Source organism: Bradyrhizobium sp. HKCCYLRH3097 (genome assembly GCF_051167875.1).
Classification (GTDB): domain Bacteria; phylum Pseudomonadota; class Alphaproteobacteria; order Rhizobiales; family Xanthobacteraceae; genus Bradyrhizobium.
The window spans coordinates 14,552-40,701 of the sequence record NZ_JBNPTX010000002.1; the positions used below are offsets into that span (position 1 = coordinate 14,552).

Annotated in this window: 23 protein-coding genes; 12 read left to right on the forward strand and 11 right to left on the reverse strand. The window is 65.3% G+C overall.

Features of this window, described 5'->3' with window-relative positions:
- Positions 1-121: 121 nt before the first annotated feature.
- The gene (locus ACQR0U_RS05770) at positions 122-877 is read right to left on the reverse strand and encodes an outer membrane protein (RefSeq protein WP_315827545.1); all 756 of its coding nucleotides are present in this window, start codon (positions 875-877) and stop codon (positions 122-124) included.
- Positions 878-1,339: 462 nt separating this feature from the next.
- Between ACQR0U_RS05770 and ACQR0U_RS05775 the strand changes: the two genes are divergently transcribed.
- From ACQR0U_RS05775 to gyrA, 4 genes are all read left to right on the forward strand, one after another.
- Positions 1,340-1,837, forward strand: coding sequence for a single-stranded DNA-binding protein (locus ACQR0U_RS05775; RefSeq protein WP_315711764.1), 498 nt, complete (start codon positions 1,340-1,342; stop codon positions 1,835-1,837).
- A 114-nt stretch (positions 1,838-1,951) separates the two neighbouring features.
- A complete protein-coding gene (locus tag ACQR0U_RS05780) occupies positions 1,952-2,584 on the forward strand; it encodes an HD domain-containing protein (protein WP_434843077.1) in 633 nt (210 codons plus the stop codon).
- A 14-nt stretch (positions 2,585-2,598) separates the two neighbouring features.
- Positions 2,599-2,997, forward strand: coding sequence for a DUF2306 domain-containing protein (locus ACQR0U_RS05785; RefSeq protein WP_315827547.1), 399 nt, complete (start codon positions 2,599-2,601; stop codon positions 2,995-2,997).
- Positions 2,998-3,167: 170 nt separating this feature from the next.
- A complete protein-coding gene (gyrA, locus tag ACQR0U_RS05790) occupies positions 3,168-5,912 on the forward strand; it encodes a DNA gyrase subunit A (protein WP_316188292.1) in 2,745 nt (914 codons plus the stop codon).
- Between the two features lie 90 nt (positions 5,913-6,002).
- Here gyrA and ACQR0U_RS05795 read toward each other — a convergent pair whose 3' ends face one another.
- Complete coding sequence (locus tag ACQR0U_RS05795) at positions 6,003-6,260, reverse strand: hypothetical protein (protein WP_316165348.1); 258 nt, start codon at positions 6,258-6,260, stop codon at positions 6,003-6,005.
- Positions 6,261-6,553: 293 nt separating this feature from the next.
- Here ACQR0U_RS05795 and coaD point away from each other — a divergent pair, with 293 nt between their 5' ends.
- From coaD to queA, 4 genes are all read left to right on the forward strand, one after another.
- A complete protein-coding gene (coaD, locus tag ACQR0U_RS05800; protein ID WP_315827550.1) occupies positions 6,554-7,048 on the forward strand; it encodes a pantetheine-phosphate adenylyltransferase in 495 nt (164 codons plus the stop codon).
- 68 nt (positions 7,049-7,116) lie between these two features.
- A complete protein-coding gene (locus ACQR0U_RS05805) occupies positions 7,117-7,680 on the forward strand; it encodes a peptidylprolyl isomerase (protein ID WP_315827551.1) in 564 nt (187 codons plus the stop codon).
- 294 nt (positions 7,681-7,974) lie between these two features.
- Positions 7,975-8,439 carry a peptidylprolyl isomerase gene (locus ACQR0U_RS05810; protein ID WP_315799860.1) on the forward strand — a complete coding sequence of 155 codons (465 nt, stop codon included), beginning with the start codon at positions 7,975-7,977 and terminating at the stop codon, positions 8,437-8,439.
- Positions 8,440-8,578: 139 nt separating this feature from the next.
- Positions 8,579-9,673 (forward strand): tRNA preQ1(34) S-adenosylmethionine ribosyltransferase-isomerase QueA, encoded by a 1,095-nt coding sequence (queA, locus tag ACQR0U_RS05815; RefSeq protein ID WP_315751039.1) that lies wholly within the window; start codon positions 8,579-8,581, stop codon positions 9,671-9,673.
- Positions 9,674-9,712: 39 nt separating this feature from the next.
- On the opposite strand, the gene ACQR0U_RS05820 is transcribed toward queA, so the two are convergent.
- Positions 9,713-10,738, reverse strand: a complete 1,026-nt coding sequence (locus ACQR0U_RS05820) for an aspartate-semialdehyde dehydrogenase (protein ID WP_315827552.1) — start codon at positions 10,736-10,738, stop codon at positions 9,713-9,715.
- Positions 10,739-11,016: 278 nt separating this feature from the next.
- Here ACQR0U_RS05820 and tgt point away from each other — a divergent pair, with 278 nt between their 5' ends.
- Positions 11,017-12,171: a tRNA guanosine(34) transglycosylase Tgt gene (gene tgt / locus ACQR0U_RS05825; protein ID WP_315711780.1), complete on the forward strand. Its 1,155-nt coding sequence runs from the start codon at positions 11,017-11,019 to the stop codon at positions 12,169-12,171.
- A 183-nt stretch (positions 12,172-12,354) separates the two neighbouring features.
- Here tgt and ACQR0U_RS05830 read toward each other — a convergent pair whose 3' ends face one another.
- Positions 12,355-12,573 carry a hypothetical protein gene (locus ACQR0U_RS05830; RefSeq protein WP_315751042.1) on the reverse strand — a complete coding sequence of 73 codons (219 nt, stop codon included), beginning with the start codon at positions 12,571-12,573 and terminating at the stop codon, positions 12,355-12,357.
- A 487-nt stretch (positions 12,574-13,060) separates the two neighbouring features.
- Between ACQR0U_RS05830 and cysK the strand changes: the two genes are divergently transcribed.
- Together cysK and ACQR0U_RS05840 are read left to right on the forward strand one after the other, a co-directional pair.
- Complete coding sequence (cysK, locus tag ACQR0U_RS05835; protein WP_316186138.1) at positions 13,061-14,023, forward strand: cysteine synthase A; 963 nt, start codon at positions 13,061-13,063, stop codon at positions 14,021-14,023.
- Positions 14,024-14,025: 2 nt separating this feature from the next.
- Positions 14,026-14,265, forward strand: coding sequence for a BrnA antitoxin family protein (locus tag ACQR0U_RS05840; RefSeq protein ID WP_315711784.1), 240 nt, complete (start codon positions 14,026-14,028; stop codon positions 14,263-14,265).
- A gap of 75 nt (positions 14,266-14,340) precedes the next feature.
- Here ACQR0U_RS05840 and ACQR0U_RS05845 read toward each other — a convergent pair whose 3' ends face one another.
- Both ACQR0U_RS05845 and ACQR0U_RS05850 read right to left on the reverse strand, forming a co-directional pair.
- Positions 14,341-15,801: a caspase family protein gene (locus ACQR0U_RS05845; protein WP_316187132.1), complete on the reverse strand. Its 1,461-nt coding sequence runs from the start codon at positions 15,799-15,801 to the stop codon at positions 14,341-14,343.
- Positions 15,802-15,999: 198 nt separating this feature from the next.
- Positions 16,000-16,890: a DMT family transporter gene (locus tag ACQR0U_RS05850; protein ID WP_316170193.1), complete on the reverse strand. Its 891-nt coding sequence runs from the start codon at positions 16,888-16,890 to the stop codon at positions 16,000-16,002.
- Between the two features lie 211 nt (positions 16,891-17,101).
- Here ACQR0U_RS05850 and ACQR0U_RS05855 point away from each other — a divergent pair, with 211 nt between their 5' ends.
- The gene (locus ACQR0U_RS05855) at positions 17,102-17,332 is read left to right on the forward strand and encodes a hypothetical protein (protein ID WP_315711788.1); all 231 of its coding nucleotides are present in this window, start codon (positions 17,102-17,104) and stop codon (positions 17,330-17,332) included.
- Between the two features lie 6 nt (positions 17,333-17,338).
- Here ACQR0U_RS05855 and ACQR0U_RS05860 read toward each other — a convergent pair whose 3' ends face one another.
- From ACQR0U_RS05860 to ACQR0U_RS05880, 5 genes are all read right to left on the reverse strand, one after another.
- Entirely contained in the window at positions 17,339-17,806 is a 468-nt protein-coding gene (locus ACQR0U_RS05860) for a hypothetical protein (protein WP_434843076.1), read from the reverse strand.
- 22 nt (positions 17,807-17,828) lie between these two features.
- Entirely contained in the window at positions 17,829-18,179 is a 351-nt protein-coding gene (locus ACQR0U_RS05865) for a hypothetical protein (RefSeq protein WP_315751045.1), read from the reverse strand.
- Between the two features lie 298 nt (positions 18,180-18,477).
- Positions 18,478-19,071, reverse strand: coding sequence for a formyltransferase family protein (locus ACQR0U_RS05870; protein ID WP_315711792.1), 594 nt, complete (start codon positions 19,069-19,071; stop codon positions 18,478-18,480).
- A 699-nt stretch (positions 19,072-19,770) separates the two neighbouring features.
- Positions 19,771-23,997, reverse strand: coding sequence for a sulfotransferase (locus tag ACQR0U_RS05875; protein ID WP_434843075.1), 4,227 nt, complete (start codon positions 23,995-23,997; stop codon positions 19,771-19,773).
- Between the two features lie 227 nt (positions 23,998-24,224).
- Positions 24,225-26,039, reverse strand: a complete 1,815-nt coding sequence (locus tag ACQR0U_RS05880; RefSeq protein ID WP_315827555.1) for a hypothetical protein — start codon at positions 26,037-26,039, stop codon at positions 24,225-24,227.
- Positions 26,040-26,150: the final 111 nt, after the last annotated feature.

Consider the following 26,150-nt stretch of genomic DNA (forward strand, 5'->3'; position numbering starts at 1 on the left):
CTCCTTCCGCCGTAAAAAGCCGTCACCCAAAGGACACAACGGCTCGGCAAGTGCCGGTTCTGGCACACAAAAAAGGCCGGCGCGAGGCCGGCCTTTCGACATATTCGCTTTTTGCGTGCAATCAGTAGCGCGACACGATCGGGCCGCCGAAGTGATAGGAGACGCCCGCCTTGACGGTGTGCACGGTGTCGCTCCACTCGGAGCGATTGGCCGGAACCGCGCTGTACTGAATCGAGCTCTTGCCGAAGTCGAGATAGTTGTATTCGACCTTGGCCGACCAGTTCGGCGCGAACATGTACTCGGCGCCGGCGCCGATCGTCCAACCCCAGCGCCAGTTGTTCTGAGCGAAGCTATTCGCCGCGCCACCATTGAGCGCTGCGTCGTAGCGGTGTTGGAGATCGCCGACGGCAGCGCCGCCGCTGACAAAGAACAGCGCCGGACCCGCAGCCCAGCCGAGGCGGCCCTTGATGTCGCCGAAGCCGCGCAGCCTGGTGAAGTAGGTATCGCCGAGACCGGCGTTGACGACGCCCGACCGGCCGTTGATGTCGGCCCAGTGATAGTCGCCCTCGAGACCGAACACGATGTTGTCGACCTGCCAGTTGTAGCCGACCACACCGCCGACGAAGCCGCCGCTGGTGTCATAGTTCTGGGTGCCGGCAAAGATCGCCGTATTCGGCGCCCCGAAGAAGGTCTCGTTGCTGCGGCCCCAGCCGCCGCCGCCCTGCAGGCCGAGGTAGAAGCCGGCCCAGGTCGGAAGCGGCGCCGGCGCCATCACCGGGGCCTTCGTGTACGGGCGGGCGGCGAGATCGGCGGCTCCCGCCGGCGTCAGCGCCCCCAAAACCATCAAGCTGACAGCTCCGAGAAAAATTCGTTTCATCCCAAGTCTCCCGCGTTGGGCGTCTCCAAAATGGTCCCCGGAGACGCTCGTCTGTGAAGTTGGTGCGACCACGCTTGCGGCCCCAATCCATCCTCAAATATACGCGATTCAACCCTGGATACCGTCTCCCAAAAGCCACAGCCGAGGAGGAAGTGAGGCCGGCTAACTTAATGAAAGTTAATCCCTTTTTCGTGAATAAGGGAACTTTTTCCGGGTTCCATTGCGAGAACTTGCGGTTCCATCGAGTTCCGTGGAACTCGACGCACGGTTGTAGACATATGCGCGCGAACAAAACTGGAACAATGGCCTTCCGCCTGCTATATGTGGATAAGCAATGGACAGGGCGGGTGGACCGCGCGGCAACCGTATAGGGTCCGCCGCGAGAGGAAGGGTTAGCCACCGGACGCCGTGAGGCCGGTGTGGACGGCCGGTCCGATGATCGAGAACCGCGGGAGAGTGGTGATGGCGGGTAGTGTGAACAAGGTGATTCTGGTCGGCAACCTCGGCAAGGACCCCGAGATCCGGCGCACGCAGGATGGGCGGCCGATCGCCAATCTGAGCATTGCGACGTCGGAAACGTGGCGCGACAAGGCGACAGGCGAGCGCAAGGAAAAGACCGAGTGGCACCGCGTGGTGATCTTCAACGAGGGTCTTTGCAAGGTCGCCGAGCAGTATTTGAAGAAGGGCGCCAAGGTTTACATCGAGGGCGCGCTGCAGACCCGCAAATGGACCGATCAGAGCGGTGTCGAGAAGTACTCGACCGAGGTCGTGCTGCAGGGCTTCAACTCCACCCTGACGATGCTCGATGGCCGGGGCGGTGGTGGCGGCAGCTTCTCCGATGACATGGGTGGCGGTGATTTCGGCAGCAGCGGTCCGTCGATGGCGCCGCCGCGCCGCGCGGTTGCTTCGGCGGGCGGTGGCGGACGCAACAGCGACATGGACGACGACATTCCGTTCTGAGGCGCGCGCGGACGCTGCTGATGCGAGCCGGCTTGCCCGTGTCTGGACGGCAGGCCGGCGGTCATCCGAGGGGGCCGGCCGGGGTGCTGCAAGCGATCGTGCGAGGTTGGTACGATGATGGAGGCTGTGGCAAGGACCCTCGACTTCTATTGGCTCGCCGAGGGCCTGAAGCGCGAGTTGCGCCACAGCTGGCTGTCTGACGGGCGCCGCGAGAGCGTGGCCGAGCATAGCTGGAGCATGTCTCTGCTCGCGTTGCTCGTGCACCGTCATCTCGAAAGACCGGTCGAGATCGATCGCGTGCTGAAGATGATCATCGTCCACGACCTCGTCGAGGCGCTGGTCGGAGACGTCCCCTTCTTCGAGACCGGCAGCCGAAAGGATGCCAAGGTCGCCAAGGAGCGCGAGGCGATCGAAGTCATCCGGTCGCGCTTGCCCGGGGGAGGCGGGCAGGAGATATTCGACCTGTTCCATGAATTTGAGGCGAAGCTCACGGCGGAGGCCAAGTTCGCCGCGGCGCTCGATCACCTCGAGGTTCAGATGCAGCACAACCTTGCCGATCTTGGGACCTGGGAGCCCGTCGAGTACGATCTCGTCTACACCAAGATGGACGCGGTATGCGCCCATGACGCCATGCTCGTCGAACTGTGCGGGCTGGTGAAAGGCCAAGCCGAAGCCAAGATGCGTGCTGGCAGCGTGGATGTCGACGCAATCAAGGAACGTCTGCACGAGCTGCGGGCTGCGATCTAGCTCTGGGGGCTGCCATGAGCTTCGCGCCGCTGCTCGACGCCGAGCCCGCCGTCCAGCTGCACGCCGTCGCCGCGATGACGGCGTTCGCGCTCGGGCTCGTTCAGTTCGCCGCCCCGAAGGGGACCGTGCCGCATCGAACGGTCGGCTGGATCTGGGTCGCGCTCATGGTTGCCGTTGCAGCCAGTTCGTTCTGGATTCACACCATCCGGTTGGTCGGTCCATGGAGCCCGATCCACCTGCTGTCGATCTACACGCTGGCCGTGCTGCCGCTGGCGGTGTGGGCTGCGCACCGGCACCGGGTGGCGGCCCATCGCCGGGCCATGATCATGCTGTTTTCCGGCGCCCTGGTGATCGCCGGACTGTTCACGCTGCTGCCGGGACGTATCATGCACAAGGTCGTCTTCGGGCCGTAGCCGAAACGGTTCCCGGAGCCTGCCATGGGCGGCCGCGGCAGCCGGTTAAGTGACTGGAAAGGCGAGCAGAAAAAGCGCTCTTCGGATCGCCTTGGGGGTGGCCTGCGGCACGCTCCTGCGCTATATGATTCCAAGCGATTTTCGCGTGTCAAAACCGACCGGTATCCCCTTTGTCCGATAAAGAAGATGAGAAGCCCGGCGAGCCGGGCGGACCTTCCGACATTCGTCCCGTCTCCATCCTCGATGAGATGAAGCGCTCCTACCTCGATTACGCGATGAGCGTGATCGTGTCGCGAGCGCTGCCCGATGCGCGCGACGGCCTGAAGCCGGTGCATCGGCGCATCCTCTATTCGATGTACGAGCAGGGGCACACGCCCGACAAGAAATACGTCAAGTCCGCGCGCGTGGTCGGTGACGTCATCGGTAAATACCATCCGCATGGCGACCAGTCGATCTACGACGCCATGGTGCGCATGGCGCAGGACTTCTCGATGCGCGTGCCGCTGATCGACGGCCAGGGCAATTTCGGCTCCGTCGACGGCGATCCGCCGGCCGCCTACCGATACACCGAAGCGAAGCTCGCCAAGTCGGCGATCCCGCTGCTCGACGACATCGACAAGGACACCGTCGACTTCCAGCCGAACTACGACAATTCGGACAAGGAACCGTCGGTTCTTCCGGCCAAATATCCGAACCTGCTGGTCAATGGCGCCGGCGGCATCGCGGTCGGCATGGCCACCAACATCCCGCCGCACAATCTCGGCGAGGTGATCGATGCCTGCATCGCGCTGATCGACAATCCCGCGCTCACGATCGACGAGCTCATCAACATCATTCCGGGGCCGGATTTCCCGACCGGCGGCATCATTCTTGGACGCGCCGGCGTCCGCTCGGCCTATCATCTGGGCCGCGGCTCGATCATGATGCGCGGCAAGGTGACGATCGACACGATCCGCAAGGATCGCGAGGCGATCATCATCTCCGAGATTCCCTACCAGGTGAACAAGGCCACGATGGTCGAGCGCATCGCCGAATTGGTGCGCGAGAAGAAGGTCGAAGGCGTTGCCGACCTGCGCGACGAGAGCGACCGCGACGGCTACCGCGTCGTCGTCGAGCTGAAGCGCGACGCCGTGCCGGACGTCGTGCTCAACCAGCTCTACAAGTTCACGCCGCTGCAGACGAGCTTCGCCGCCAACATGCTGGCGCTCGACGGCGGCCGCCCGCAGACGATGACGTTGAAGGACCTGCTGACGATCTTCGTCGCGTTCCGCGAGCGTGTCGTCACGCGCAGGACCAAGTTCCTGCTCAACAAGGCGCGCGACCGCGCCCACATCCTGGTCGGCCTCGCCGTGGCCGTAGCCAATATCGACGAGGTCATCCGGGTCATCAGGACCTCGCCCGATCCTGCGTCCGCGCGCGAGGCGTTGATGTCGCGCGACTGGCCGGCGCGCGACGTCGAGGCCATCATCACGTTGATCGACGATCCGCGTCATCGCCTCGCCGAGGACGGTACCATCCGGCTGTCGTTCGAGCAGGCCAAGGCGATTCTCGACCTGCGTCTGCAGCGCCTGACCGCGCTCGGCCGTGAAGAGATTTCCGACGAACTCGACAAGCTCAAGGTCGAGATCAACGACTATCTCGACATCCTGCGCTCGCGGGCGCGGGTGCAGGGGATCATCAAGGACGAGCTCGCCGCGATCAAGGCGGAGTTCGGCACGCCGCGCCGCACCGTGATCGCCGAGCAGGAAGGCGAGGTCGAGGACGAGGACCTGATCCAGCGCGAGGACATGGTCGTGACCGTGTCGCATGCCGGCTACACCAAGCGCGTGCCGCTGTCGGCCTATCGGGCGCAGCGCCGCGGCGGCAAGGGCCGCTCGGGCATGCAGACGCGCGAGGAGGATTTCGTCAGCCGGCTGTTCGTGGCCTCCACGCACACGCCGGTGCTGTTCTTCTCGTCGCGCGGCCAGGTCTACAAGGAGAAGGTCTGGCGACTGCCGATCGCGGCGCCCAACGGGCGCGGCAAGGCGCTGATCAACATCCTGCCGCTGGAGCAGGGCGAGCGCATCACCACGATCATGCCGCTGCCGGAGGATGAGTCCTCCTGGGCCAATCTCGACGTGATGTTCGCCACCACCGGCGGCAACGTCCGCCGCAACAAGCTGTCGGATTTCGTCGACGTGCGCCGCTCCGGCATCATCGCGATGAAGCTCGACGAGGGCGAGGAGATCGTCAACGTGCAGATCTGCACCGAGCGTGACGACGTGCTGCTCACGGCGTCGGGCGGGCAGTGCATCCGATTCCCCGTCACCGACGTGCGCGTCTTCACCGGGCGGACCTCGATGGGCGTGCGCGGCATCGCGCTCGCCGGCGGCGACAAGGTGATTTCGCTGTCGATCCTGCGCCATGTCGAAACGACCTCGGACGAGCGTACGGCGTACTTGAAGATGCGCCGGGCGATGTCGGGCGATGCCGCCACCGAGGAGCCGGTCGAAACCGAGGGCGAGGAGGCGGCCGCTGGCGCGATCCAGTTGTCGCAGGAACGCTATGTCGAGATGTCGGCCCAGGAGCAGGTGGTGCTGACCGTCTCGGTCAACGGCTACGGCAAGCGCACCTCGTCCTACGAGTACCGCACCACCGGCCGCGGCGGCAAAGGCATCGTCGCGATGTCCGTCAACAACCGCAACGGCAAGCTCGTCGCCTCATTCCCGGTCGAGGATGGCGATCAGATCATGCTGGTGACGGACAAGGGGCAGTTGATCCGTTGCCCCGTCGACGGCATCCGCATCGCGGGACGCTCGACCCAGGGCGTCATCGTGTTCGACACCGCCGATGATGAGCATGTCGTGTCGGTGGAGCATATCGGCGAGGAGGCCGAGAACGGCAACGGGGCGAGCGAGCCGGCGAATGGCGAATAGGGAGTAGCGAATAGGGACGAATCAGGTTTCGGGCTATTCGCTATTCGCTATTCGCTATTCGCTATTCGCTATTCGCTATTCGCTCTCTCCTCACTGCGTCCGGTCGACTCCGATGATCCGCGCCTCACGAATGGTCCCCCGGGTTCCGGCGCTGCGCAGGCAGCCCGCTTCGAAGTTCGGCCAGGCCTGCTGCGAGCAGTCGCGGCCGATCGGTCGAATGTCCAGGCGGTCCGCCTTGGCGAGCGGACGCGGCACGCTGGCTTCGACCTGAGGAGCGAAGCCGGGCAGGAGGGTGATGCCGGCAGCCACCAAGCCGGCCGCTGCGACTGCAGATAGCGCTTTGATCATGACGGTCCCCTGTCTGGGCCGTTCGGCCCGTTGTTCGTTAAGGATTTGATAATCAGTTCGGGTTTCGAGACGTCTTCGCGGAACGGGCGAATTGGTTTCGTCTCGGCGCGAGCGTGTTTCGTGTCCCGAGTTCCGATGAAACAATCGCGGTAGCCGACCACAGTTCCGGCTCCCCGGTGTCGCAACCCATTTCGTTGCGGTGCGGTCTCTCGGCCGCTCTTTGCCCATCACAGCCACGCCAGCGGGCCTGACGGCGGCTTGCCGGCCTGTTCCGGGCGGTATAGGACGGGCGCATGCAACGCATTGCGCTCTATCCGGGCTCGTTCGATCCCGTCACCAACGGCCATCTCGATGTGGTCCGGCAGGCCGTTCATCTCTGCGATCGCCTGATCGTCGCGGTCGGCGTGCATCACGGCAAGAAGCCGCTGTTCTCGACCGAGGAGCGGCTGGCGATGGCGCACGAGATCTTCGGTCCCGTCGCAGCCGCGGCGGGCTGCGGCTTCGAGGCTTCGACCTACGACAATCTGACCGTCACCGCCGCGCAAAAGGCCGGTGCGATCATGATGATCCGGGGCCTGCGCGACGGTACCGATTTCGACTACGAGATGCAGTTGGCCGGCATGAACCAGACCATGGCACCGCAGGTCCAGACGGTGTTCGTTCCAGCCTCGGTGGGTGTCCGTCCGATCGCGGCCACGCTGGTTCGCCAGATCGCCGCCATGGGCGGCGAGATCTCGCATTTCGTGCCGCCGTCGGTGGCCGAAAGTCTCAAGGCCAAGTTCAAGTGATCCTTCGGGCACCGGCCGCTTCCGGCGGTGCCTTCCTCGCCTCATCGTCTCATGTCATCGGAGTTGCCATGATCCGCGCTCTCGCTTTCGTCTTTGCTCTCGTGTTCGCATTGCCGGCGCTGGCCCAGTCGCTGCCTGCCGGCCTCGACAAGCAGAATGCCCTGGTCATCGACACCACCAAGGGCCGCGTCATCATCAAGCTGCGCACCGATCTGGCGCCACAGCATGCCGAGCGACTGAAGACGCTGGCGCGCGAAGGCTTCTACAACAACGTGCCGTTCCACCGCGTCATGGACGGCTTCATGGCGCAGACCGGCGACGGCCAGAACTTCAATGGCACCGGCGGCTCGAAGTACCCGAACCTGAAGCAGGAGTTTTCGAGCACGCCGTTCAAGCGCGGCACCGTCGGCATGGCGCGTCGGGGCGATAGCGTCGATTCTGCCAACTCGCAGTTCTTCATCTGCTTCGGCGATGCGTCCTTCCTCAACGGCCAATACACCGTGATCGGCGAGGTCGTGCAGGGCATGGACGTCGTCGACAAGCTCAAGAAGGCGCCTCCGGGCTCGTCGGGCGGTGCCGTCACCGATCCGGACAAGATGGTGAAGGTTCAGGTCGCCTCGGACATCAAGTAGGCAGGCAGAGCGGGGGCATGCCCGGGTCTCGCGCCCGGGTTCCCCCGGGCCTTAAGGAACCTTTTGCCACGTCGCGGAGGCATGCCGATTCTGCCGCCCCGTCACATCGACAGGGCCGGTGGCTTCAGCTTTAAGCGCATTGGGTCTATTCTGGGCCAGCATCGCGGGCCTCGTCGTGCTCGGATTGCCGTCAGGAGGGGTGACGGCCGCACATGGGAAGGCGCCGCGACATTTCAGACCCAGGATTTGCTTTGTCCTGACCCCCGTCAATTCTACAAAAACCGAGAGACCAGAATGGCTGTGACCGAAAATACCTTGATCCTCGAGACCACTCAGGGCCCCGTCACGATCGAGATGCGTCCCGATCTCGCGCCCGGCCATGTCGCGCGCATCAAGGAGCTCGTTCGTGAGGGCTTCTACGACGGCATCGTCTTCCACCGCGTCATCGACGGCTTCATGGCGCAGACCGGCTGCCCGCAGGGCACTGGCACCGGCGGCTCCGGCAAGAAGCTGAAGGCCGAGTTCAACGCCGAGCCGCATGTTCGTGGCACCGCCTCGATGGCGCGTGCGGCCAATCCTGATTCTGGCGACAGCCAGTTCTTCATCTGCTTCGACGACGCCCGCTTCCTGGACAAGCAGTACACGGTCTGGGGCAAGGTCACCGAGGGCATGGAGAACGTCGACAAGATCAAGCGCGGCGAGCCGGTGCAGAACCCGGACAAGATCGTGAAGGCCTACATGGCCGCCGACGCGGCTTAGACTTTGCGATCCTCACGGTGAGGCGCGTGCGCAGCACGCGTCTCGCACCATGAGGCAGACAGTCGGGCCTTCATCCTTCGCGACGCGTGCTGTCGCACGCGTCCCGGGATGAAGGGCCGATGGTCGTCCCAGAACGACGATGCGCACCGACCTGTTCGATTTCCGTCTTCCCCCCGAAAACATCGCGCTCCGCCCGGCGAGCCCGCGCGAGTCCGCGCGCATGCTGGTGGTGCAAGGCGACGGTGTCCTACGCGACCGCACGGTCGCCGACCTGCCGGACTGGCTGGAGCCCGGTGATCAGCTCGTCGTCAACGACACCAAGGTGATCGCGGCGCAGCTGTCCGGTCGGCGCATCAGCCGCGAGACCGAGGCGAAGATCGAGGCGACCCTGATCAAGCGGCTCGACGGCTCGCGCTGGCAGGCTCTGGTGCGGCCCGCCAAGAAGCTCGCGCCAGGCGATACGATCCGGTTCGGCAACGAGGGCAAGGTCTGCCTGCTCGGGCATCTCGACGCCACCGTCGAGGCCAAGGGCGAGGAGGGCGAGCTGACGCTGTCCTTTGTGTTCCATGGGCCCGCGCTCGACCAAGCGATCGCCGATCTCGGCCGGCCGCCGCTGCCGCCCTACATCGCCGGCAAGCGGCCCGCAGACGAGCAGGACGCGACAGATTATCAGACAATGTTCGCGGCCAAAGAGGGCGCGGTGGCTGCGCCGACGGCTGGGCTGCATTTCACGCCGACGCTTGAGCAGCGGCTGCGCGAGCGTGGCGTCGGGCTGCAGCGTGTCACCCTGCATGTCGGCGCCGGCACGTTCCTGCCCGTGAAGGTCGATGACACCGAAGGCCACCGCATGCATGCGGAGTGGGGCAGTCTCACGCCGGACACGGCGGCCGCATTGAACGAGGCGCGCGCCAAGGGCGGCCGCATCGTCGCGGTCGGCACGACGTCGCTGCGGCTCGTGGAGAGCGCGGCGCAGCCCGACGGCACGATCGCGCCGTTCGAGGCGGAGACGTCGATCTTCATTACGCCCGGCTATCGCTTCCGCGCGGTCGATATCCTGATGACCAACTTCCATCTGCCGCGCTCGACGCTGTTCATGCTGGTCTCAGCCTTCGCCGGCTTGGAGACGATGCACGCGGCCTATGCGCATGCGATCCGCAGCGGCTATCGCTTCTATTCGTATGGCGATGCGTGCCTGTTGTTTCGTCAGCCAGACGAGCGCATCGTCGAGCCGTAGGGTGGGCAAAAGGCCCACCCTGCAAGTTCGCCCTGAGAGCTACGCCATCGCCCGCTCGGGCAGGAGCTCGGCGATCTGCACCGCATTGAGCGCAGCGCCCTTGAGCAGCTGATCGGCGGCAACGAACATCGCGATCGAGTGGCCTGACGGATCGGACAGATCCTTGCGGATGCGGCCGACCAGCACGTCGTCCTGGCCGGAGGCGTCGACGGGCATCGGGAAGTAGTTCTTGGCGCGGTCGTCGACCACGCGCACGCCGGGCGCGGTCGCCAGGATGCGGCGGACGTCGTCCTCCGAGATCGGCTTCTCGCATTCGAAGGTGATGGATTCACAATGGGCGCGCAGCACCGGCACGCGGACGCAGGTGACGCCGATGGCGATGCCTTCGTCCTCAAAGATCTTGCGGGTCTCGTTGATGACCTTGGTTTCCTCGTCGTTGTAGCCGGTCTCAGGATCGATGGCGGTGTTGTGGCTGAACAGGTTGAAGGCGAACGGATGCGGCATCACCTTGGGCGCATAGACCTGGCCGTTGAGGCTCGCGCGGGTCGACTGCACCAGCTCGTCCATCGCCGCCGCACCGGCGCCGCTGGCGGCCTGATAGGTCGAGATGATCACGCGCTTGATGCGATTCTTCTGATGGATCGGCCACAGCGGCACCAGCGCCGTGATGGCCGCGCAGTTTGGATTGGCGATGATGCCCTTGTGGTCGCGGATTCGGCGGGCGTTGATCTCCGGGATCACCAGCGGCACGTTCGGATCCATGCGGAAGGCCGAGGAATTGTCGACCACGACGGCGCCAGAGCGCACGGCGATGGGCGCGAACTTCTTGGAAATGCCGCTGCCGGCCGAGAACAGCGCGATGTCGACGCCCTCGAAGGAGCGTTCGGTCAGCTCCTCGATCACGATGGTCTGGCCGCGGAAGGTCAGGGTCTGGCCGGCCGAGCGGGCGCTCGCCAGCGCCTTGAGCTGGCCGACGCGGACGTTGCGGCGGTCCAGGGTGGCGATGAATTCGGCGCCGACGGCGCCGGTCACGCCGACGATGGCAATGGTGGGATCGTGGGACACGTCTCAAGTCTCCGGTTGAAATTCGGGCAATAAAAAAGCCCCGGACCTTCATCAGGCGGGGCTTCGGTTCGAAGATGGTCGCAATCGAGTTCGACTACGCGCGCACGCCTCCCGAGGCCCTCGTGGGCTTGGTCTTGGTGGTTTTCGTCGTGCGTTTGGTCGAGATCGACATGGCGCGGGACCATAGGGGCGGTCGGAACCGCCGTCAACGGCCGAAATGGACGAAAACGGCGCCATCGCGGTTGAATCGGGGGCCATCCTGACGCAATAAGCCGGCCATGAGCTCCTCGGCCAGCGACCTTCCCAACCATTTCGAACTGCTCGGCAATGACGGCGCGGCCCGCACCGGCCGGCTGACGACGCCGCATGGCGTGGTCCGCACCCCGGCCTTCATGCCGGTCGGCACCGCCGGCGCCATGAAGGGCATCCACTGGCGCGACGTCCGCGAGGCCGGCGCCGACATCGTGCTCGGCAACACCTATCACCTGATGCTGCGGCCCACGGCGGAGCGCATCGCCGCGCTCGGCGGCCTGCAGCGCTTCACCGGCTGGGGCGGGCCGATGCTGACCGATTCCGGCGGCTTCCAGGTGATGTCGCTGTCGGGTTTACGCAAGGTGACCGAGCAGGCGGTGACGTTCCGCTCGCACATCGACGGCGCGAAAATCGAGCTGTCACCGGAGCGCGCCATCGAGGTGCAGCGCCTGCTCAACTCCGACATCGCGATGCAGCTCGACGAATGCGTGCGGCTGCCGGCCGAGCGCGACGATATCGAGCGCGCGATGCGGCTGTCGCTGCGCTGGGCCGAACGCTGCCGCCGCGCGTTCGAGAGTGCGCCGGCAGGCTACATGCTGTTCGGCATCGTGCAGGGCGGCGATGTGCCCGCACTGCGCGTCGCCAGCGCGCAGGCGCTGGTCGACATCGGCTTCCACGGCTATGCGATCGGCGGCCTGGCCGTCGGCGAGCCGCAGGCGGTCATGCTCGAGATGATCGAGGCGACCGCGCCGGTGCTGCCGGCCGACCGTCCGCGCTACCTGATGGGCGTCGGCACGCCTGACGATCTCCTGGAGTCGGTCCGGCGCGGCATCGACATGTTCGACTGCGTGCTGCCGACCCGCAACGGCCGCCACGGCGTCGCCTACACACGCTTCGGGCCGGTGAACCTGCGCAATGCGCGTCATGCCGATGATGACAGGCCGCTGGATGAGGAGAGCCCGTGGCCGGCGGCGCGCAGCTATGCCCGCGCCTATCTGCATCATCTGATCAAGGCCGGCGAGGCGCTCGGCGCCACGCTGCTGTCGGAAATCAACATTGCCTACTTCCAGCAATTGATGGCCGGGATGCGCGCGGCGATCGCACAAGGGCGCTTCACGGAATTCTACGAGCGCACCAAGGCCGATTGGGCGCGCGGCGACATCGCCCCGCGCGCCGGCTGACGGCCGCTTCAGGTGAAGGCCGCCAGCTCGTTGTGAGCCCGGCCCTATGCGCCGGCCCTCTTGAAATTGTGCTGATCATGCATTGCCGACCTGCCCGACGGTCGCGTTATCCTCAGCGACGGAACGGCCGCGACATCACGTCGCGGAACTCTCTCGCCCTGGCGCCGTTCAGTTGCAGACCGTTCAGTTGCACACGAAGCGGCTTTTCACGGAGTGCTTGGTGACGAAGCCATAGCCGCAGGTGTCGCAGGTCCAGAGATAGCTGATCGCATTGTCAGCCAAATATGCCGACGCCTCCGCGGCAATCATGGAGTCGGAGCAGACCGGGCATGTCGGCAGATCGCAGCCGCGAGGATTCGGGCGTGCGGTTGCGGTCGACACGAGATCAGCGAGTGCTGACATATTGACCTCCTGGACGATCTCTTTGTTGGCGATCTCTGCTTGAACGACGTCAATTTCGAAAAGGGTCGATTTCGAACGAGTCGCGTTCGAACGGGTCTATTCCGACGAGTCCAACTTTCGCGGATATCAAGTCCGTCACACAAAGAGTTTGTTTGGGTGGTCTGTTCTTATGTCTATTCTACAACGGTGCTGTCGTTTGGCACGAACGCCCCGATTGTATCACTCCGAAGATGACATCTTGCTGATGTCCGCCCGGGTTGCAGTCGACCTGCACCGTGAATCTTCGTCCGGCTGAAATCAAGCATACACCGAGTTTATTGACCTTGTCGCAACACAAATGCGTTGGTTTTTCGCAATTTAGCCACGACTTGTTGTGCGCCGCGATCGTCCTAAGATCGCGCAAACGTGCTTGCGCAGCGCAACAGGCTCGCTGAAGATGGTCGGAAGCGTTGTCGACGTCGCGCGGGGCGCGCAGAGGAGTGATTTCATGGAGTCGTCAGCACAGCGTCCCGGACGCGGGCGCGTATTTGATTCAATTGTCGACGCGTTCGGCAATACGCCGATTGTGCGGTTGCGAAAGCTGCCGGAGCAACATGGCGTCAAGGCGACCATCCTCGCCAAGCTGGAATACTTCAATCCCGCCGCGAGCGTGAAGGATCGGATCGGCGTCGGCATGATCCTGGCGATGGAGCAGGCCGGCGTGATCAAGCCCGACACCGTGCTGATCGAGCCGACCTCGGGCAATACCGGCATCGCGCTGGCCTTCGTTGCTGCGGCGCGCGGCTACAAGCTGAAGCTGGTGATGCCGGAGTCGATGTCGGTGGAGCGGCGCAAGATGCTCGCGTTCCTCGGCGCCGAGATCGTGCTGACGCCGGCGTCGCAGGGCATGAAAGGCGCCATCGCCACCGCCGAGGAGCTGTTGCGGACGACGCCGAACTCGGTGATGCCGCAGCAGTTCAAGAACCTCGCAAACCCGGACATCCATCGCCGCACCACCGCCGAGGAGATCTGGAACGACACGGCGGGCAATATCGACGTGTTCGTCGCGGGCGTCGGCACCGGCGGCACCATCACCGGCGTGGGCCAGGTGCTGAAGTCGCGCAAGCCCGGCATCAAGGTGGTCGCGGTCGAGCCGGAGGAGAGCCCGGTGCTGTCGGGCGGCCAGCACTCGCCGCACAAGATCCAGGGCATCGGCGCCGGCTTCGTGCCCGACATTCTCGACCGGTCCGTGATCGACGAGATCGTCAAGATCAACAGCACCACCGCCATCGAGACCTCGCGCGCGCTGGCCCGCAACGAGGGCATTCCCGGCGGTATCTCCTCGGGCGCGGCGATTGCGGCCGCGATCGAGATCGGCAAGCGACCGGAAAGCGCGGGCAAGACGATCCTGGCGATCGTGCCCTCGTTCTCCGAACGTTATCTGTCCACCGCACTGTTCGAGGGGATCTGACCATGGCCGACCAGCCGCGGCGGCCCCGCACGCTCGCTGACGCCCGTACCGAGGCCGAGGCCGCGTTCAAGAAGGTGACCACCAAGCCGGTGGAGGCGCCGCCGAAGAAGGCGGCGGTTCCGGGCGTGCGCGAGCAGGTGACGTTGCGGATCGACCAGGACGTTCTCGAGCACTTTCAGTCCGAAGGGCCGGGCTGGCAGGACCGCATCAATGCGGCGCTGCGCAAGGCGGCAGGGCTCTGAGGGCCGGCTGCATTCTAACGAACAAGCCCGGAGCTCGTGCTCCGGGCTTTTTTTACGCGGGAAAGACGAAGACGTTTACCGGCGGAGCGCGCTGCCGAGCACACCGCCCATCATGCCACCGATGAAGGCGGCGCCGGCGGCGTTGCCCGCGTTGTCCTGCGGCGGCGGATTGCGATAGACCGGCGCACCCTGCGGCGGCGGGCCGCCGGCCGCGACGTTGCCCGCCGGCTTGGCGCGGCGCGGCCTGGCCTCATCGCCGACTGCGGCGGTCGCCGGCGCCGGCTGCGGCTCTGCCAGCAGCGCCTTGTGCTGCAGCTTGGTCAGGAATCCGGTCGACGGATAGCCTCGGGCCGCCTGCCAGCGCTTCATGACGCCGCGGGTCTGGTCGTCGAACACGCCCGTCATCTTGGTGTCGAAGCCAAGACCGGTCAGCCGCCGCTGCACGTCGCGGCGCTTGGTCTTGTCGAGGCCGATCTGATCCTCGCTGACCTGAGTGCCTTCCTCGGTATAGGTGGCGGGATCGACGCCCTTGGCGACGTTGCGGGTGGCGGTGTTGATGGCCCCGCTCTCGATCGCGGCGATGCGCGCCATCGCCAGCGACTTGAACTGCCCGTTCGGGTAGGTCGAGAGATAGGCGTTGAGCTCTTCCGGCTTGTTGGAGTCCTTCACCGAGCGCCAGAATTCGAGCTCGGCTTCGCCTGCGGTCACGGTGGCCGTCGCGACGGCCGGCGTCGTGCCGGCCGTGGCGGCCGTTGCAGCGGGGGCAGCCGCCGGGTTGAGGTAGACCGCGCCGATCAGGTTGGTATGCCCCCAGGGCAATTGGCCCTTGCTGGTCTCCTCATTGACCTGGGCGCGCACGGCGGTCATGGCCTGCTGAATCTCGACGCCGGGCTGGGCGATGTGCGAGATCAGCGCGCGGGTAAACGGGCTGTTGGCGCCGGCCTCGCCGTCGAGGGCGGTCTGGCCCGGGCCGGTGGCGAACGCGATCAGCGTGCCCTCGCCGGACTTCATCTCGGCCAGACCGGTCTGCACCGACACGCTGCGGGTTGGCGAGTTCGACTTGATCTTGGCGGCGAACGGATTGTCGCGGCAGGCATCGAGGAACACCAGCTTGACCTTGGCGTCCCCCATCGTCTGGTCGAGCGTCACGTCGATATTGATGGCCGAGCCCAGTTTGACGTCCATTTCCGACTTCAGGTCGGCGTCGACCGGCAGCAGGTAGTTGGTGCCCGCAATGGCGATGCCGTGCCCGGCGTAATAGAACACCGCGATGTCGGCGCCCTGCGCCTTGCGACCGAAATCGAGCAGCTTCTCGGTCATCTTGTCGCGCGTGAGATTGGTGCCCTCGACGACGTCGAAGCCGACGTTGCGCAGGGTGGCCGCCATGGCCTTGGCGTCGACCGGCGGGTTCGGCAGTTGAGCCACGCTCTTATAGGCGCCGTTTCCGACGACGAAGGCGACGCGGCGGTCGGCCTTGGCGGCTTCAGCGGTCAGCGCCATGCAGAGCAGGGACAGGGCGACGGTGAGATAGCGCATCAGGAGATCCCCCAACGATCAAGCGAAGCGTTCACTGCAGCATTTGTCGCGGATCGGCGCGAAAAGTCTTGTTCCCAGGCAAAAAATCACGCTTCCGCCACAAACCAGTTCGCGGGTGTTGCGCCCGATCCACGACGATCGCGTGTAGCGCGCCGGTTCCGTGATCCGGGTCACGCCGCTTGAGGGCTCCCCGGCGCCTCAGGTCCCAGCCGAACTGCCCATCGGCACGGCCCGAGGCTGCGGCGGACGCAGGTTCAGTAGGTTTCCGGCGAGAATCAACGCAGCGCCAACCACGGTCAATCCGTCGAGACGCTCCGCATAGACCAGCCAGCCGACGGTGGCGGTCAGCGGAACGCGGAGAAAATCCATGGGCACCACGATGGTGGCGTCGGCGTAGAGCAGCGCCCGCGTCATGCAGAAATGCGAGAAGGTCCCACAGAAGGCGACGAGGAGGATCCAGCCCCAGGTCGCGGCCGAGGGCGGCGTCCAGAATACGAGCGAAGGGATCAGGCCGGCGATGGATTGCACGACCAGCATCCAGAAGATGATCGACACGGTGGGCTCGGTGCGCGTCAGCAGCTTGACCAGCGCGATCGAGATACCGAAGCCGACCGCGGCGGCCAGCGCGATGAGCTGTCCCGGATTGATCGCCCCGGTATCCGGGCGGACGATCACGACGACGCCGACGAGGCCGAGCCCGATCGCCGCCAGCTTGAACAGGGTGATGCGCTCGCCGAGGAAGGCCGCCGCCAGCAGTGCCGTCCAGATCGGCATCGTGAACTCGATCGCCACCACCTGGCCGATCGGGATCAAGGTGAGCGCGAAGAACCAGCCGAGCTGCGCGCCGTAATGGACGAGGTTGCGCGCCGCGTGCTGCTTGAGGCGCGAGGTGCGCAGCCTGGCAAAGCCGCCGCTCAATGCGATGACCGGCGACAGCATCACCAGGCCGATCAGGCAGCGCAGCTCCATCAGCTCGAACACGTTGAGCTCGCGCATGGCTTCGCGTCCGGCCACCGCCATCACCAGCATCAGGCTGAGCCAGCCCGTCATCCACAGTGCGGCGATCAGTTTCGAAGCGGGACGATTCATGAGGTGGCGGGGAGAGGGAGGAGGGCGGCGAAGGCGGGCTGTATCACCTCGCGTGCAGAGCAATGCAAATGAAATCAACGGTGCAGTGCACCAACGCCGCTGCAGGCTTTGCCCGCGACGGACGCGTGTCATCGAGAAAAACGTGGAGTGTGGCTGTGTTTCGTCCTAAAGCGACCGCCGCGATACAGCCCAAGGCAGCCAGAGACACGACATGACCGAACGCGCCGCTTCAGCCGACTTCGTGACCGCCTTTGCCACCGGCTGGCCGGAGCGGGAGCCTCATCTCATGGTGCTGTCGCTGACCACCCATAAAGGTGTGCAGGACTTCGCCATGACGCGGGAGCAGGCGCTGCTGGTCGCCAAGACCATCAAGCGCACCGCCGCGCAGCTTGCTCCGGCGCCCTCTGCAGGTGCAATCCCCGGCGCCAAGCGTGGCGGTTGATCGAGATCACCGCGACAGTGAAATGTTGGCTGCGCGGAACTGGCTGTCGGCCCGGATCGACACGGACTGCCTCTTGCCGCGGGTGGCGAGCGCGATGTTGGCGTTGAAGCCGGCGGTGGTCGCGAGCAGCTGGAAGTTGCCGCCGCCGCCACGGCCCTGCAGCACGCCATTGATGCCGCGGCTGGTCTCACTCCAGGTCCCCGAGATGGCCGAGCCCTCAGCGATCACCTCGGCCTGCAGCCCGAACTTGTAGGCATCGCTGGCGCAGGTCAGGACGAGCGTCATCCGCGATCCCGAGACGCCGTAATTGGCCCGGCACCGGATACGCTCGGTTGAGCCGTCCTCAAGGGCAACCGTGCCGCTGCCGCCCCACGTTCCGGCCATGCCGGTGAAGGGGCCCGGATCGGCGTGTCCCGGCGAAGCGGTCATACCCGCTGTCAAAACGACGGCGGCGGCCGCGGCCCGCCGCACCATCTTCAGGAGCGTGTGCGCGCCGTTACAGGCGCGAAGCCTGCCAGCGGCCGCTACAGGGGATGCCGGCCGAGGCGCCGTTCCACTTGCCCGAGCCAGAATTGCCGTTGAGCTGCCCATTCGCATATGCGCCATTGATGGAGACCTTGACGAGGCCTTCGCGTCCAATCGAACCCGACACATTGGCGCCAGCCGCAGAAATCTTACCGTCTGCGACGATCAAGGTCGAGCTGGCCGTGGGCTCGCAGCTGCCACTGTTGGTGACAATCGTCACCTGCCACTGACCGTCATAGGGCGACTGGGCGAATGCGGGGGCGGCCGAGCTACCCACCAGGATCGACGCGGCGAAAGCCATTCCAATGCGGTCGAGACGCATGAATCGTTGTCCCTCAATGTCGTTTGATTGGTACCTTATTTGGAGGAATTGTGACGAAAATTTGCCGCAGCGCCGCAACGAATTTTTATCGAGCAACTTCAGTCCATTAACGATTAATGCGGAACCCGGCTTTGAGCCATTCGGGCGGCATTGTGCGCAAACTGCGCTTTCGCCCACCCCATGAGCGGACGACCGCCCACATCCTTCCGCTGACCGCCCATGCTGCCGTTCGCAGGGCACCGCGAAGGCGCCAGCGGGGAGGATGTCCACAACTTATCGGGGCGATGCGATCAGATGTTCAGTGCGGGGTGAGGCTGGGCGCGTTGGTCGCGAACTGCTCGTCCTGCGGCTTGGCCGGAATCGTGCCGGTCGCCTTGGCCGATTCGACGACATCGCCGAGCAACTTGAGCCCGAGCGGTGCGAGAGCGCGCTCCCACAGCTCGCGCGCGGTCTCGCCCTTCTTGACGAAGCACCATTCCTGGGCGGCGATGGCGCCGGCATCCATGCGGTCGGCGAGGTGGTAGATGGTGCCGCCCGCGATCGGATCGCCCTCCTTGATGGTCCACTCCACTGCGGCGATGCCCCGGTGGCGCGGCAGCAGCGAGGGATGGTAGCCGATGCCGCCGAGCCGGGCGGCTGCGACGGCCTCGTGGGTGACGCGGGCGTGGCTATGTGCCGTGACGATCAGGTCCGTGTCGGGGGCGATCTCACCGGCGGGCACGACCTTCGGATTGGCCTGGACCACGACCTCGATCCCGGCTGCTCGCGCCGCGGCTGCGAGCCGGTCCTCGCCATCATGAACGACGACCCGCGCGATCTCGATTCCTCTCTCGCGCAGCATGTTCAGTGTGGCGACACCGAAATGGCGGGAGCCGACGAGAGTGATGCGCATGGTCAGGGATCTTCCACGGTTGGGGGCTGGATCCGGTCGGGCTCTGACCGGATGAAACGGGTCAAACCAAGCCTTGGCCTCCAGGTCAAGCGCCTGCTGGGCCGTCGTCACAGTCTGGCTTCGTCCGGCCGGTGGAGGCGCTGGGGGGATTCAAACGGGAAAGGAGAAAGCTGCTGCGAGCCAGAGTTGGGCGGGCGCTTCAACCTCGCCGAATGCCGTGGGGCGCCATCAAGGTGCAGGCCGAGATGACCGTGGCGGATGACACACCCTCGTTGGGACCGGCGGCAGCGTCAGATGGACCGCGAGGCAGGACCGATGCCCGAAACTCGCCTAAAGGTTGTGTCCAGACCGGTGCCGCATCGCGGCATGCCCGTCGACGGGCCTCAAACCCACAGGAGCGAACTATCAATTGAACTGATAAGGACAACCGAAGGTGCTATCCTGGTGACTCATGGGTTCGATCTGGCCGGTCTGCGAACGCAATTCGCCTCAGCCAATGGCTGAGTGGATAGATAAACCTTTGATTGTGTAATTAGTTGTCGGTCTGCGTATTAAAACTGACGCTTCTGCATATGACGAAGATAATTTCTTAAAGGCCACGGAGCACAATGCTCCGGCCGCTCCGCCGCGCGGCCGGATAGCCGGGTGCCGCGCCTGTCACCAATCCCTGGGCAACAGCACCCGGTTATTTGCCGGCGGTCATGTGGATTCCGGCGGCGGAAGGTCGATGCCGAGGGCTTCGCAAAGCGGTCCGAGATGTTTCTCGTAGCGGCGCCAGCTTCCGATCGACCGGCGGTAGATCGGCTCGCGCACCTGCATCAGGCTCGCCGTGCGCACCATGCGCTCGGTGCGATGGAAGTCGAGGCAGGCATCCTCCCAGTCGAGGCCGCAATGATCGAGCACGCGGCGCGACACGCCCTCGAGGTCGTCGACCAGATCCTCGTATCGAACGTCCATCAGGACGCCGGGCGGCAGCACCTGGTGCCAGTGTTCCATCACGCCCTCATAGCCCCGGTAGTAGTGGCCGAGCTCGGTCAGGTCGTAAGCAAAGGGCTGTGAGCCGGTGAACAGCAGCGAGTAGCAGGAAACGCAATTGTCGAGCGGGTCGCGCCGCGTGTTGATGATCCTGGCGCGCGGGAACGCCGCATGGATCATCCCGACGAACAGGAAGTTCAGCGGCATCTTGTCGACGATGCGCTCGGCCTCGGGCGCCAGCGTCCGAACGCGGGCGGTGTACTCCTGACCGATCTTCGTCATCTCCTCGGGTGGCAGCAGCGTGATCAGATCGGGATACGCCGGAACGACCTTCTGGCGGTTGGCGCATTCGCCGACGAGATCCTTGAAGGTCTCGAGCTCGCCCGCGCCGAAGACCTTGGAATGGCTGGCCAGCACCTGCTCCATCAGGGTGGTTCCGGAGCGCGGCATGCCGACGATGAAGATCGGGGCCCAGGAGTCGTCGCCGTGCCCTGCAACCATGCGAAAGAACTCGGGCGTGAAGCGCGCCGCGACATTTTTCATCATGCCGAGCCGCTGCTCGGAGTCGTAGTCGAAGGTCTTGCGCTTGAGGGTGTTCGCCTTGTGCAGATGCGAGAAGGCCTGGTCGTAGTCCTTCAGGTCGGACAACGCCTTGCCCATCGCGAAATGGGCTGCGATTTGCTTCTCCTGATCGAGACGGTCGACGCGTTCGAGGAGCTGCCGCAGACCAGGAAGCCGGCTGTCGTCCGGCTTGAACTTCGACATGTTCGCGAGATTGAGATGGATCGGCGCGTCGTCCGGCGCCAGCTCCAAGGCCTTCTGGAACGCCGCCGTCGCCTCGTCGAAGCGGCCGAGCGCCTGGTAGGCGACGCCGAGATTGTTGTAGGAGCCGAAGCGTTCCGGCTTGATCTTGATGGCCAGCAGGTTCTGCTCGATCGATTCCTCGAGCCGGTTGAGCTCAAGGAAGGCATTGCCGAGATTGCCATAGGCGTCGGCATAGTCGGGCCGGCTCGCGATCGCCCGCTTGTAGTGCTCGATGGCGCGCTCGCGATGGCCCTGGCGCAGCAGCACGTTGGCGATGTTGTTGTGGGTCTCGGCGTGTTCAGGACTGAAGTCGAGAACCTTGAGATAGTGCTTCGCCGCCTCGATATCCTTGCCCGCCGTATAGAGCAGGTTGCCGAGCGCAAAATGCGCATCGAGGTGCTGCGGCTTGTTGTCGATCGCCCGCCGGAGCAGGGCCATCGCCTCGTCGATCAGCCCCTGGTTCTGGCGCACCATGGCGAAGGCATAGAGGATGCCGGCGTGGCCCGGCGCCAGCGCAAGTGCCGTCTCGTAGTGCTGGACGGCCGTCTCATAATGGCCGGCGGAGGCCTCGACGGCTCCGATGCTGCCATGGGCCTCGGCGGACTTGTCGTTCACCGCGACCGCGCGCCGGAAGAACTCCTTGGCCTCGTCGAGCCGGTTGGCGGTGGTGCAGACCATGCCGAGCCCGACCAGCGCGTCGAACTGGTTCGGCTGCCCCGCGAGGATCAGCTTGAAGATCGTCTCGGCATCCTTGAAGTCACCGCGGCCTTGCAGCTTCTTTGCCACGGCGGCGGCGCCTTCGGCCAGAGTCTGCAGCGATCCGGCCTGCTGCGAAGCGAAGGAAAGCGATGCTGTCGTCGGCGTCACCACGGGCGGAGCGACGTTCACCGGCTGGGGCGGCTTGGCGCCCGCGATCGCCTCGGCAATCGTCGGCCGCACGGCCTCGCTGCCGAGCGCATCGAGCAGCGGCTTGAGCCGGTCGCCATACATGCGCCAGCGGCCGACCGATCCGGAGAACAGCGGCTTACGGACCTGGACCAGGCTGGCGGTGTTCACCGGACGCTCGTTCTCGTGGAACGACAGGCAGGCATCATCCCAATCGAGCCCGCAATGCGCAACGATCTTGCGGGCATGCGCATCGAAGTCGCGCACCATGTCCTCATACGTCACCTCCAGCATGACGCCCTCTGGCAGCACCGAGCGCCAATGGCTCATCAAGGCGTCGTAGGCCCGGTAGTAGCGGCCGAGCTCGGCCAGATCGTAGGCGAAGGGCTGCGGCTCGGCGAACAGTTGGGTGTAGCAGGACAGGCAGGTGTCGATCGGATTGCGCCGGACGTGAATGATCCGGGCATTCGGCAGCGCGAGATGGATCAGCCCGGCGAACAGGAAGTTCGACGGCATCTTGTCGACGATGCGCTTGGTGTCCGCCGGCAGGTCCGTGAACCGGTCGAGATAGGCGTGCGCGAGGGTCGTGATGTCGGCGTCGGACAGCTTGGCGAGCATCTCCGGATAGTCACCGCGGTCACGATCGGTGAACAGCCCCGCGGCGGCCGCGAAATAGTTGACCTCGCCGGCGCCATGCACGGCGGAATGGCTGGCGAGGAGCTGCTCGACCAGGCTGGTGCCGGACCGGGGCATGCCGATGACGAACACCGGCGCGTGCGATGGATCGCCATGGCCTGCGCGCGCCTGTAGCATGTCCCTGGAGAACACCGCGCGGATGCGCTCGATCTGGCGCAGCGTCTGGTTCTCGTCATAGTTGATGCGGCGGCGCTCGAGAGCATTGCCGGCGTTGAGGTGCACTAGCGACCGTTCGCCGTCCTTGATGTCGGCATAAGCCCGCCCGAGGGTGAAGTGCAGGGCGATGCGCGCATCCTCGGTGAGTGTCTCCGATCTCGCGGCCAGATCCTGCAGAGGTGCCCAGCGCGCGTCGTCGACCGCGAACGGCTTGACCACGCCGTAATTGAGGTGCGTGCCGATACTGCGCGGGTTGACAGCCAGGGCCGATTCATACGCGAGCGCCGCCTCGTCGAGCCGCCCCAGGATCATCAGCACGCCAGCGAGATGGTTCATCGTCGTGGCATCGCGGGGATCGTGGGCGAGGGCGGTTCGATAGCTCGCGACGGCGTCCTCGTAGCGCTGGATGTCGCGCAGCGCATCGCCGCGGTTGCGGTGGGCGACGGCATAGTCGGGGCGCCGGCGTACCGCCTCGTCGTAATGCGCGAGCGCCAGGTCGTGCTTGCCGCGCGATCGCAGCGCATTGGCGAGGTTGTTATGGGCCTCCGGGAAGTCCGGCCGCGCGGCGATGGCACGCTCGTAATGGAAGATGGCGGCAGGGCCGCTCTTCATCTCCAGGTGCAGATTGCCGAGATTGTAGTGCGCCTCTGCGAGCCGGGGGTTCAGGGCAAGGGCCTGCTGATAGGTGTGGATCGCGGCGTCGAGCTGACCGGTGGCCTGCTGACAGCCGCCGATGTTGAGCAGCACGACCGGCGCGTTGGGCTGGATCGCGAGCGCGCGCGAGTAGTGGACAATGGCTTCCGAGTGCCGCCCAAGCATGCGGCAGGCGTCGCCAAGGCTGGCGGCGGCTGCGGCGAAATCCGGCCGCGCGTCGAGTGCGGCCTCGTGATGCGCGAGCGCGCGCTCGTACTGGTCGAGGCGCTGCAAGGCAAAGCCGAGCGCCTGGTGCGCATCGGCGCTGCCCGCGTCCGCAGCCAGCAACAGCTCCAGATGCCGAACCGCGCCGGCAGGATCGCCGAGGCTGGTGAGCGCGCTGCCGAGCAGAAGCCTGGCCTCGGTCGAGGTCTCGTCGAGCGCGACGGCGCGCTGCAGATGCGCGCTCGCTTTGGCGAGGTCGCCGAGGCCTGCGAAGGACTTGCCGAGCGACAGGTGCAGATCCGCGGCGTCACCGGCTTCCTCTGCGGCCTGGTCGAGCAGGTCGCGTGCCTCATGTGTGTCGCCGAGCTGCAGGCGGACCATGGCGAGGCTGCACAGGGTGCGGAAATGACGGGGCTGAAGCGAAAGAACCTTCCGGTAGGCCTGCTCGGCGATGCGCAAGGCTTGATCATTGAGCGCGGCCGCCGACGGCTGTCTGCCGTCGGACGCTGCGGGGACGAGGCGGGGACGGAAGGCGACGGCGAGCTCGTTCATGATGGCAACTTGCTGAATGTTCGACGAATGCCGTTGTCGAGGCGGATTGAAGCGAAACGGAGGCTTAGGTGAGGCCGATCGCAAACGGTCGGCTAGAACCCTTCGAGCAGCGGATGGAGCTTGTCCGGCCCCGTGCAGCGTCGATGGCCGGTGCTGCCACCACGCAACGAGCCGGCGTAGACCCAAGGGATCTGCGCCGGCCAATGTTGGTCAGGTTGCTGAAGGCGTCAGCCCCACATGTGGTGCATCGCGTGGTGGTGGGACATGTCCGGACCGCTCGAGGCTGCTGCCGCCGTTGCGGCCGTGGCCGCGGCTGCCGCCGTGTGGTGGCTGCTATGATGGCTGTGGTGGCCGCCGCAGTGATGCGTCGTGGTGGTGTTGTTGCCGCCGGTGGTTCCTCCGCCGGCCGTTCCACCGCCCGTCGTGCCGCCACCGGTCGTCCCACCACCCGTGGTGCCGCCGCCCGCAGTGCCGCCTCCGGTGGTGCCACCACCGGTCGTGCCACCTCCGCCCATGCCGCCGCCGGGCGTGGTCGTGCTCGTAGGCGTTCCGCCCGTGCCGTTGGCGATGTTCGGATTGGCGCCCGCCGGCATGCCGGTGCCCTGGGCAATGCCATTGACCGCAGTCGCTGTCACGAAGCTCGTCGCTGAGGTCACGTAGGCCGATCCGCCGATCGCGATGTTGTTGCCCGCAATGTCTCCGGCATTGCCGATGTAGTTCGCGGCGGCAGCCTTCAACATCGCCTGATCGGTCGCCAGGGCAGCACCCGTGTCGCCGTTCATGATGCCCATCAATGCCTTGGTGGCCATGATGGTGTCAGACTGCAGAGCTCCGGCGGCGAGCTCGTCGTCGAACCGTCCCTTGAACACCGCCCCCTGCGCCGCATCGAACGCGGCGCCAAAGTTCTGGTAGTTCGTGATCTGGTCGATCAGGGCCTGTGACGCCGTACCTGTTCCATTTGCGACCGCAACCAACTTCGCACCCAGCGTATTGCCCTCGGCGAGGAACGACGCCCAGAAATTGGTCTGCGCCTGATTATCCTGGAACTTCGTGACGGTCCCGGTCAGGCCGCCGGGCATTTCGGAGAACCCGCCGATGTGACCAGGCGCGCCGGTGCCGCCCGCCGCTGCGTTGAGCGCCGCGTCGTTCTGAAACACGTCGATCATGTCGACGATGTTGTCGGCGGAGCCGCGCAGCGCCGTCGGATTGGCCATCGTCTCGGCGACATCGTATTTGTTCAGCTGAAGGTTTGCTTGGCTGAGCAGCGTCATCAGGTGAAGTGTCGTCGTTTGGGCCGCAACGGCGGTTTCACCGGCTTCAATCGCAGCGAGCTTCGCGGGGTCATTCAGGATCGCCTGAAGGCCCTGCGTCACGGCCGTAAAATCAGCCTGGATCTGGTTGATGTTGTTGGCGCTCATGCCGCCCAGCGAAAGGTCAGCGGCGGCATTGAACACCGTTCCGATGGCGGTCAGGTCGCCCGCGGCCGCTGCAGCGAGATTGGTGGCGCTGTCGTTGCCGGCGGGAAGGCTCTGGAACGCCACGTCCATGGCACCCGTGTTGGCCAGGAAGGGAACGTTGTTGAGCGCGGCCGAGAGATGCGCGTCACCCTGGATCTGCGCCAGGATCTGCATCTGCACGTTGTGGATGGTCTGGTCGGCCTCGGCGAGGGTCGCCGGGTTGGTCGTGTTGGGCGCGGCGTTGATCAGCGTCGTGATCTCGTTCGAGACCTGGGTGAGCACCGCGGTGTCGGTCGCGTTGAGCGTGAATGCCTTGCCGCCGATCGTGACATCTCCGGGATTGGCCAGCATCGCGTTGATGTCGTTCTGCACGGCATGCAGGTCTGTGGTGTAGCTGCCGAGGAACGGGTTGGAGTTGCCGCTGTTCTGGGGCGTCGAGAACAGACCGGTCGAGATGCGAACCGCGTCGTTGAACACGACGCCGGCCTGGACGAGGTCGGTCGACGGGTTGAGCGCAGAGGCGCGAACCAGCAGATTGGACGTGCCATTCGCCAGCGCCGTCGGGTTGAAGGTATTGGCTGCCATTGATCATCTCCCCAAGTTTCAACCCGGCGTCTGCTGCTTGGCGTATCGGCAGCACGCGGGCGTTGATCGGGCAGCGACGTCTCGTTCGCTCCTTCGCGGAACGGGCGAAAT